The sequence below is a fragment of the Ruegeria sp. C11 genome (assembly GCF_056537725.1).
In genome coordinates, this window is the sequence record NZ_JBQFSB010000026.1 from 1 (window position 1) to 1,621 (window position 1,621).

Consider the following 1,621-nt stretch of genomic DNA (forward strand, 5'->3'; position numbering starts at 1 on the left):
ACCTGAAAGATCGGCGCTTCTTCGTCCTTGTTGATCGCCACGATGACCTTGGAGTCCTTCATGCCTGCCAGGTGCTGGATCGCGCCCGAGATGCCGACGGCGACATAGAGGTCCGGGGCAACAACCTTACCGGTCTGACCCACCTGCCAATCGTTCGGCGCATAGCCCGAGTCGACCGCCGCGCGCGAGGCGCCAACAGCCGCGCCCAGCTTGTCGGCCAGACCTTCGATCAGTTTGAAGTCCTCTTCCGAACCGACACCGCGGCCGCCCGAGACGACAACGCCAGCCGAGGTCAGTTCCGGACGGTCGCTTTCGGCAACCTTGTCCTCGACCCACGACGACAGACCCGGGTTTTCACCAACCGAGATGGTCTCGACCGGGGCCGAACCGCCTTCGCCCGCCGCGTCAAAGCTGGCGGTCCGCAGGGTGACGACCTTCTTGGCGTCGTTCGATTTCACGGTCTGGATCGCGTTGCCCGCATAGATCGGACGCTCGAAGGTCGAGCCGTCAACAACGCCGGACGCATCCGAGATCACCATTACGTCCAGCAGTGCGGCCACGCGCGGCATCACGTTCTTGGCGTCGGTGGTCGCGGGGGCCACGATGTGCTCGTACCCGTCGGCCAGACCCACGATCAGCGCTGCGGTCGATTCCGCCAGGCGGTGACCCAGCGAGGCATCCTCGGCAACCAGAACCTTGGACACGCCGTCGATCTTGGCAGCGGCCTCACCGGCAGCAGCGGCGGAACCGCCTGCGGCCAGAACGGTCACATCACCCAGGGCTTTCGCGGCATTGACGGCTTTGGCGGTGGCGTCCAGCGCCAGCTCACCATTGTTGACTTCGGCAAGAAGAAGTACAGCCATTACACAGCCCCCGCTTCTTTGAGTTTCGAAACCAGTTCGTCGACCGAACCCACGATGATGCCAGCGGCACGTGCCGGCGGCTCTTCGGTCTTGACGACCTCGAGGCGCGGGGTGACGTCGACGCCATAATCGGCGGCGGTTTTCTCATCCAGCGGCTTTTTCTTCGCCTTCATGATGTTGGGCAGCGACGCATAGCGCGGCTCGTTCAGGCGCAGGTCAACGGTCACGATGGTCGGCATCTTGACGCTGATGGTCTGCAGGCCGCCATCAACCTCGCGGGTGATCTTGGCGCTGTCACCTTCGATGTCCAGCTCGGACGCAAAGGTGCCCTGGCTCCAGCCCAGCAGGGCCGACAGCATCTGGCCGGTGGCGTTCATGTCGTTGTCGATCGCCTGCTTGCCCGCCAGAACGATGCCGGGCTGCTCTTCCTCGACCACTTTGGCCAGGATCTTGGCAACGGCCAGCGGCTCGATGTCCTGATGGACGTCGTCGGCGGCCACAACCAGAATGGCGCGGTCGGCACCCATGGCCAGCGCGGTCCGCAGGGTTTCCTGCGACTGCTTCACGCCGATCGAAACGGCAACGACTTCGTCAGCCTTGCCCGCTTCTTTCAGGCGGATCGCCTCTTCCACCGCAATCTCGTCGAATGGGTTCATCGACATTTTGACATTGGCGAGATCAACACCGCTACCGTCCGCTTTAACGCGAACCTTCACATTATAGTCAATCACGCGTTTGACAGGCACGAGTACCTTCAT

At 62.8% G+C, this 1,621-nt stretch carries 2 protein-coding genes; both read right to left on the bottom strand.

The window, feature by feature from the left end:
* On the bottom strand, positions 1 to 863 hold an 863-nt coding region (locus tag ACR0NA_RS21610), incomplete at its 3' end, for an electron transfer flavoprotein subunit alpha/FixB family protein (protein ID WP_480732624.1).
* Complete coding sequence (locus tag ACR0NA_RS21615) at positions 863 to 1,621, bottom strand: electron transfer flavoprotein subunit beta/FixA family protein (RefSeq protein WP_170653210.1); 759 nt, start codon at positions 1,619 to 1,621, stop codon at positions 863 to 865. The genes ACR0NA_RS21615 and ACR0NA_RS21610, both read right to left, overlap by 1 nt.